Below are 7,852 nucleotides of genomic sequence, written 5' to 3'. Positions count from 1 at the left end.
CGGCAGCACCGGCGGTCCCGGCGGCGCCGGCGCCGCTGGCGGCACGTTCCCGGCGGCGCGCGCCGACCGTCTGACGAAGGTCTACGGCACCGGGGACACGACCGTCACCGCGCTGCGCGGGATCGACCTTGACTTCCCGCGCGGCCGCTTCACGGCGATCATGGGGCCGTCGGGCTCGGGGAAGTCCACGCTCATGCACTGCCTGGCCGGCCTGGACACGGTGACCCGCGGGCGGGCGTTCATCGGCGATGTCGACCTGTCCCGGCTGTCGGACAGGGAACTCACCCGTCTGCGCCGGGACCGGATCGGATTCATCTTCCAACAGTTCAACCTGTTGCCGACGCTGACCGCGGCGGAGAACATCACGCTGCCGCTGAGCATCGCGGGCCGCTCCCCCGACCAGGCGTGGATGCGCACCGTCGTCGACGCGGTAGGCCTCGCCCCCCGGCTGGGGCACCGACCGAGCGAGCTGTCTGGCGGCCAGCAGCAGCGGGTCGCCTGCGCCCGCGCCCTCGTCACCCGACCCGAGATCATCTTCGCCGACGAGCCGACCGGCAACCTGGACTCCCGCTCGGGCGCCGAGGTGCTGTCGTTCCTGCGCGACTCGGTCACCGAGCTCGGGCAGACGATCGTCATGGTGACGCACGACGCCACCGCCGCCTCCTACTCGGACGAAGTGATCTTCCTTGCGGACGGTCGGCTCGTCGACGCGATCGAGCAGCCGACCGCGGACGAGGTGCTCGATCGGATGAAGCACCTCGACGCCGTCCAGCGCGGGCTACTCCCCGACGACGCGGGCGGGGCCGGCGCAGCGGACGCCTACGACGACGATCGGGACCGCCAGGACGAGCGCGACCACCAGGACGGCCGTGGCGGCCGGGTCCGCCGCGTGCGTCCCGCGGACCGCGAGCGTCAGGGCGACCGCGCCCACCACGACGGCTACGGCACGGCGCCCAGTCCGCGGGGCTACCCGGAGGGTGACAACCGGTACGGCGACTATGACTACCCCGACCAGCGTTACGGCGACGACGACGGTCGGCCGGCGCGGCCGGCGCCATACGACGCCCGCTACGGTGGGCCGCTCACCGGTGAGTTCGACCCCGTCCCCGGGCCCGGGCCGCTGGACACGCCCGGCCCGCTGAACGGAAGCGAGCCGGGCGGCGGGCGCTACGGGGGACCGGCTGGCGACCCGCGGCACCGGCCGGGGCCGCGCCCCACCCGTCCGCGCGACCGCCACGACCCCCCTCCATACCGCGCCCCCGACCGCTACCCCCCGGACGGCTACGGCGCACCGGACAATCACGGCGTCCCGGACGGCTATGCGCCCGACGGCTATGGCGCGCCCGACGGCTACGGCGCCCCGGACGGTTACGGCGCTCAGGAGGGCTACGGCACTCCGGACGGCTACGGCGCCCCGGAGGGTTACCGGGCGGACGGGCCCGGGTCGGCGGGCTGGGCCTGAGCCGATGCTGCGCGCCACCCTCAAGAGCCTGCTGGCCCGCAAGATCCGGCTGGCTCTGTCCATGCTGGCGGTTGTCGTCGGCGTGAGCTTCGTCACCGGCACCCTGGTCCTGACGGACACGCTCAACCGGACGTTCAACTCCCTGTTCGCCGACATCAACAAGAACGTCAGCGTCGCGGTCCGGGTAGTCAACCAGATCGACCCGAAAAGCGACTCCGGCCGACCGCCGTTGCCCGCGTCGATCCTCGACACCGTGGCCAAGGTCGACGGGGTGCGGGCGGCCGTCGGCTCGGTCGACGGCCAGGCAGTGCTGATCAACCCGCGTACCGGCAAACCGGCGAAGGATGGCGGGGCGCCGGGGATGGGCACGAACTGGACGGGCGGCCAGCCGACCTCGTCCGAGCAGCTCGCCGAGGGCCGCGCGCCGGGTCCCGGCGAGATCGCGGTGGATCGGGCGACGGCACGGGACCTGCATCTCGTCCTCGGGACGCGGATCTCCGTGCAGACCAAGGGTGCACCGGCGTCGTACACGCTGGTCGGCACGTTCCGGGTGGCGGGACAGGACAGCTTCGGCGGCGCCGCCGTGACCGCGTTCGACACCGCCACCGCCCAGCAGGTACTGCTCGCCCCCGGCCAGTTCAGCTCGGTGCACCTGGCGGCCGCCCCCGGCCTCGGCCAGCCGGAGCTGCGCGCGCGGGTCGCCGCCGTGCTCCCCGCCGGCATCGAGGCGATCACCGGCACGCAGCTGTCGGAGGAGAACGCCAGCGCCGTGCAGCAGGCGATCGGCGGCTTCTCGACCTTTCTGCTGATCTTCGCGGCGATCTCGGTGTTCGTCGGGGCGTTCATCATCTTCAACACGTTCACGATGCTGGTGGCGCAACGGGTCCGGGAGCTGGCACTGATGCGGGCGATCGGCGCGAGCCGGCGTCAGGTGCAGATCTCGCTGCAGGTCGAGGCGGCTCTGGTCGGCTTCGCCGGGGCGAGCGTGGGGCTGCTGGTCGGTGCGGGGCTGGCCCTGCTGCTACGGGCGGCCGTCGGGGCGTTCGGTGTGGATCTTCCCAGCGGCTCGCTGGTCTTCGAGGCGCGCACGATCATCGTCGCCTACGCGGTGGGGGTCCTGATCACCTCGGCCGCAGCCTTCGTGCCGGCGCGCAAGGCGGCGTCCGTGCCGCCGATCGCGGCGATGCGGGAGACCTATGTGCTGCCGACGCGCTCACTGCGCACCCGGGCCGTCGTCGGAACCGCCCTCACGGCGCTCGGGGTGCTGCTGCTCGTCGTCGGCACCGCGTCGGCGGGCAAGCCGGGAGCCACCGCCGTGGGAACCGGCGCCGCGGGAATCTTCCTCGGTATCGCCACCCTGTCGCCGCTGCTGTCCGGGCCGATCATCCGGGTGCTCGGTGCGCCGTTCGTCTCGTTGTTCGGCACCACGGGCCGACTCGGCCGGGAGAACGCGATGCGCAACCCGCGGCGCACCTCCTCGACCGCCTCCGCCCTCATGATCGGGCTCGCGCTGGTCAGCGCCTTCTCGATCCTCGGCCAGTCGATCAAGGAATCGGTGCGGACGACCGTGCAGGACAGTCTCGGCGCCGACTTCTTCCTGACCGCCCAGGGCTTCGGCGCGGGCTTCAGCGGGCAGGTGGCACGCGAGCTGGCCGGCAAGCCCGGCATCGAGGTCGCGACCGGGCTGCGCGGCGGCCTGGCGAAGGTCGGCGGGCGCGACGCCCAGGTGCTCGCCGGGGATCCCGTCGGCCTGCCCAAGGTGCTGGCCCTCAAGAAGGTCGCCGGGGACCTCCACGCCCTCGGCGACGGCACGATCCTCGTCGACAACGACGTAGCCACCGACCGCCACCTCAGCGTCGGGCAGAAGCTTCCCGTCACCTTCCCCGACGGCACCCAGAACCTCACCGTCGCCGGGACGTACAAGAAGAGCCAGGTGGCCGGCTCGTGGATCATCTCGACCGGCCAGTTCGCCCGGCACACCACCGCCGACCTCGACCTGTTCGTGCTGATCAAACGAGCCGACGGAGCCGACCCCGCGGCCGTGCGCGCCGAGATCGACAAGATCGTCAGGCCGTACGCCACGGTGGAGGTGCGCGACCAGTCGGAGTTCGTCGCCCAGCAGGAGAAGCAGATCGACCAGCTACTGGGCTTCATCTACGTCCTGCTGGCCCTGGCGGTGATCATCGCACTGTTCGGCATCGTGAACACGCTCGCCCTGTCCGTGATCGAACGGACCCGGGAGATCGGGCTGCTGCGCGCCGTCGGCATGAGCCGCGGGCAGATGCGGGCCATGGTCGTCATGGAGTCGACGATCATCTCCGTCTTCGGCGCCGTGCTGGGCGTCGCCGTCGGCAGCATCTTCGGCTGGGCCCTCACGAAGGCCCTGGCCTCCCAGGGCATCAGCACGTTCGCCTACCCGGTCCCGACCATCATCATCGTCATCATCGTCGGCGTCCTGCTCGGCATCCTCGCCGCCGTCTTCCCCGCCCGCCGCGCCGCCCGCATGGACGTCCTGCGCGCCATCTCCGCCACCTGACACTCCCGGTCCGAACACTCCCGGTCCGAGACCGCGGCCGCTGCAGTCCTCCACACGGGCGCGGCGAGGCCCGCCCGGCCAGCTTTGTTGCGCCCGCAATTGCAGGAGCTGGATGACCCCCTGGGGCACCGCAGGCGTCAACAACCTCCTGCCACTGGGCCCGAGCGCCGATGGGGGTCTCAGGCTCCGGCCGGGTGGCCGCTCAGCAGGTCGTCGAGCAGGTCGAGGGTGACCTCGTGCAGGCTGCCGATGATCGCGGCCAGGCCAGCGGGCACGGGTTCGAGGCCCGCGGCCGCATCCGGCGCGGGAGCCAGGGCAGGCGGGGCGGCCGGCACCAGGGCACCCGAGGACGAGGCGGCGGAGGACGAGGCAGCGGAGCCCGGCGAGGCAGCGGGCGGTGTAGTGGCGGACGGGGCCAGAACAGACGCCACGGCGGTGGTCGGGGCGACGGCGGTCGGCGCGGGGGCGGACGGGGTGACGGCGAGATCGAGGAGGTCCGGCATGGAGGGGACCAGGATGGTCGCGCAGCCGGCGGCCACGCCCGCGCGGGCGCCTGAGGGGCTGTCCTCCAGGACGGCGCAGCGCCGCGGGTCGACGCCAAGCAGGCGGGCGGCCGTCAGGTAGGGCTCGGGATCCGGCTTGCGGCGGCTCACCTCGTCGCCGGCCACCGTCGTCGCGAACAGCTCCCGACCGATGACGTCGAGCACGGGGTCCATCAGGTCCCGGAAGGACGAGGAGACCAGCGCCGCCGGTATGCCCCGCTCTCGCAGGACGGCGAGCAACTCGACGGCGCCGGGCTGCGCGACGATCACGCCCGGTTCGCGGAACAGCTCCGCGGAGCGTCGCAGCAGGAAACGCGCCGTGGCCGGGACGTCGGACGGCGGGCGACCGAGCATCGACACCATGATCGGCACCGCGGTGTCGATGCCGTGGCCGATCATTGCCTGCTTCATCGCCGCCGTGAACTCGCCGCCGAGCCGCGCCGCCGCCTCGTGCTCGGCGACGGTCCAGATCGGCTCCGTGTCGACGAGCAGGCCGTCCATGTCGAAGAAGACCGCCGCGAGGCTTCCCACGTTGTGCTCCCAGCTCGAATCGGGGCGCACCGGATGGTTCCAGGTGCGCGGGTCGACGTGCCCTGCCCGGACGAGGGTCGCCGGCTGCCGCCCGCCGGCTTCCACGCAGGCCGATCCCGCCCGGGCGGGATCGGCCTGCCGGTCTGGGGGCGCCGCTGCGCCCGATACAGACCAGTCCTGCCCGTATGCTGCCGGATCGCGGCCGCGCACCGGGCGGCGGGCGGCCCGGCGGGCTCGGGAGGAGCGGTTCGGCCCGTCCGGGCGGCCGGGACCTGAGGACCTCGTTACACCGCCCTTCGACGGAAATGACACGCCGGAAGGGGGCCTGGCCCGGCAACATGGTGACCATGGCACCAGAGGCCTCCGGCCCACCTCGCGACAGGTCGGAACAGTCGCGACAGGACGGACAGCGGACCGTCGGGATTGCGTCGGCAACCCCGTCGCGGCCCCCGCCGCCGTCGGCTCCGGTACGGGCGGGCGCCGTCCCGAGGCAGTCCACCGCAGGCGCCGAATGCGGCAGGCCCGCAACCGCTCCCAGCCCCACAGCCGCTCCCAAGTCCGCCGGGGCTCCCAGCCTCGCAGCCGCTCCCAAGCCCACAGCCGCTCCCAGCCCAACAGCTGCGCTCAGGCCGGCGTCGGCGGCCGGGAATGTGGCCGCCCGGACGTGGACTGGCGACGACCCGGTCGGCGGCGACGCTGCCGGCGTTGGCCGGGTGAACTCCGGCCGAGATGCCCGGGTGAACGTGGACATCCGGCGAGGTGGTAGGACGGGCGGTGGGGGAGTCACCGCAACTGGTATGCCACGGCGCCGCGGGCCCACGGCGACGCCGCCGGTGCGGGTGGGGGCGCGGCGTCGACCAGAGCGGGCGGGCGGGCCGGGAGACGGGAGTGGGCGGGTGTCGCAACGTGGACAGTGCTCGCCGCAGCCGTTGGACTTCCCGCGACAGCGGGTACTCGTCAGGAGCCGGTACGGTGCAGCGACCGCGTCGATCCGGAACGGATGTCCGATCCGCCCGGCGTCGTTCGCCACTGACAGACCGAGGAAAGGCGTTCCCACGAGAACACCGGCAGACTGGTCCCGCGGAGGTTCACCGCGGGCGAGGGCAGGTTCCCCACCGGATGCAAGGAGGGCTGACGTAACGGATGTCGGCTCTGGGCAGGAGTCGTCTCCGTGAGGACGTACCGTTGCACTGTCACGGGGGCAGTGGGCCGCCGCTGGGCGGCAGGAGGTGGTAGGTGATCGAGTTCTCCGGCGTCGGTCAACTGCGGTCGCCGGTCGTGGTGGCCGCCTTTGAGGGTTGGAATGACGCCGCCGACGCGTCCTCCGCCGCCGTGGAGCATCTCGAGACGGCGTTCAAGGCCCGGGTGATCGGCGCGATCGACCCGGATGACTACTACGACTTCCAGGTCAACCGGCCAACGGTGAGCGGAACCGACGGGGCGTCGAGGAAGATCACCTGGCCGACGACCCGGCTGTCGGTGGCGCGGCCGCCGAAGTCGGAGACGGACCTGGTGCTCATCCGCGGGCTGGAGCCGAACATGCGCTGGCGCGGCTTCACCGACGAGCTGATCGAGGCGGTACATGCCCTCGGCAGTGACATGGTGATCTCGCTCGGAGCGCTGCTCGCGGACTCCCCCCACACCCGTCCGGTGCCCATCAGCGGGACGGCCGGGGATGCGGCGACGGCGGCGAGGCTCGGCCTGGAGCCGTCGCGCTACGAGGGTCCGACCGGCATCGTCGGCGTCTTCGGCGACGCCTGCGCGCGGGCGGAGTTGGCGTCGGTGTCGTTCTGGGCGGCGGTGCCACACTACGTCGCGAACCCGCCGTGCCCGAAGGCGACGCTCGCCCTGCTGCGGCGGGTGGAGGATCTGCTCGACATCGAGATCCCGCTCGGGGACCTGCCGGAGCGGGCCAAGGCGTGGGAGCGTCAGGTCGACGAGCTCGCCGCCGGGGACACCGAGGTCGCCGAGTACGTCCGCTCGCTGGAGTCCCGGGAGCCGGAGACCGCGCTGCCGGAAGCCAGTGGCGACGCGATCGCCCGCGAGTTCGAGCGCTACCTGCGGCGCCGCGGGCAGTGATTTCTCTCACGAGCTGATTCGACCCGCCGACCGGCCACGCGGTTCGACAGGTCCGGCCGACCGCCGTCGACGTGGCCGGCCCGGGCAGGCGGTGAGAGTGAGCCGTCGGTCCCCCGGTCGGCCGTGCCCCGCCTCGTGCTCGGGCCTGGCATTGGCCTGGGCGGACGGATGCTGGCGCCGGGACCAGATCAGCGGGCCGCGCGGTACAGGAAGCTGGCGCCGAGGCCCGCCTGGGCGGATCGCGGCCCGGGTGGCCGGGCGGAGATGGCCGCCCGGCCGGTCCCTGTCGGGGCGCAGCAGCAGCGTGGCATCGGCCCCCTGCCGGGGAACTGCGCTGGACCGACAGGCGTGCTGGCCTACTCCTCGACGATCTCGGCGTCGATGATGTCCTCGTCGGCGCCCCGACGGAAGGGCACCCCGGCGGTGCTGGCCGCCGGCTCCCGCTGGGCGGAACTCGCCGGGTATGGCTCGGCGTCGGCGACCTCACCCTGCCGGTGCCGGCCAGGGGGGCGCCGACCGAGCCCGGCGGCACCCACGCGACCCGCGACCCGACCGGCCGCCGCACCAGCACCAGCACCAGCACCGACGACCGGGCCGAGAGCATCCTCGGCGGACCCGTTCCCGTCGGCGCTCCCCGGCGAGCCGAAGGCGCTCGCAGCGTCCCAGGCCGCCCCACCGGACCCCGCGGCCGCCGGCCAGCCC

At 73.3% G+C, this 7,852-nt stretch carries 4 protein-coding genes and 1 pseudogene; 3 read left to right on the top strand and 2 right to left on the bottom strand.

Translation table 11 applies throughout. The features are described from left to right. Positions 1-1,462: ABC transporter ATP-binding protein (locus ND748_RS20250; protein ID WP_251747573.1), on the top strand; the 1,462-nt coding region annotated here is incomplete at its 5' end. 4 nt (positions 1,463-1,466) lie between these two features. Continuing rightward, on the top strand, positions 1,467-3,998 hold the full coding sequence (locus ND748_RS20245) for an ABC transporter permease (protein WP_251747572.1): 2,532 nt from the start codon (positions 1,467-1,469) through the stop codon (positions 3,996-3,998). 179 nt (positions 3,999-4,177) lie between these two features. Here ND748_RS20245 and ND748_RS20240 read toward each other — a convergent pair whose 3' ends face one another. Further along, positions 4,178-5,176, bottom strand: a complete 999-nt coding sequence (locus tag ND748_RS20240; protein WP_251747571.1) for an HAD family phosphatase — start codon at positions 5,174-5,176, stop codon at positions 4,178-4,180. Between the two features lie 1,131 nt (positions 5,177-6,307). On the opposite strand from ND748_RS20240, the gene ND748_RS20235 reads away from it, so the two are divergent. Beyond that, positions 6,308-7,150, top strand: coding sequence for a PAC2 family protein (locus ND748_RS20235; protein ID WP_011604006.1), 843 nt, complete (start codon positions 6,308-6,310; stop codon positions 7,148-7,150). Positions 7,151-7,506: 356 nt separating this feature from the next. On the opposite strand, the pseudogene ND748_RS20230 reads toward ND748_RS20235, so the two are convergent. Continuing rightward, positions 7,507-7,852: pseudogene (locus ND748_RS20230) on the bottom strand (hypothetical protein); the annotation flags it as partial.

Source organism: Frankia sp. AiPs1 (assembly GCF_023716945.1).
Taxonomy (GTDB): Bacteria; Actinomycetota; Actinomycetes; order Frankiales; family Frankiaceae; genus Frankia.
Note: the sequence above shows the minus strand (reverse complement) of the source record. Positions and strands in the feature narration are given on the sequence as shown.

Excerpts from the sequence above, each read along its gene's own strand:
- ND748_RS20245 (WP_251747572.1), top strand. The coding sequence starts at position 1,467 with ATGCTGCGCGCCACCCTCAAGAGCCTGCTGGCCCGCAAGATCCGGCTG.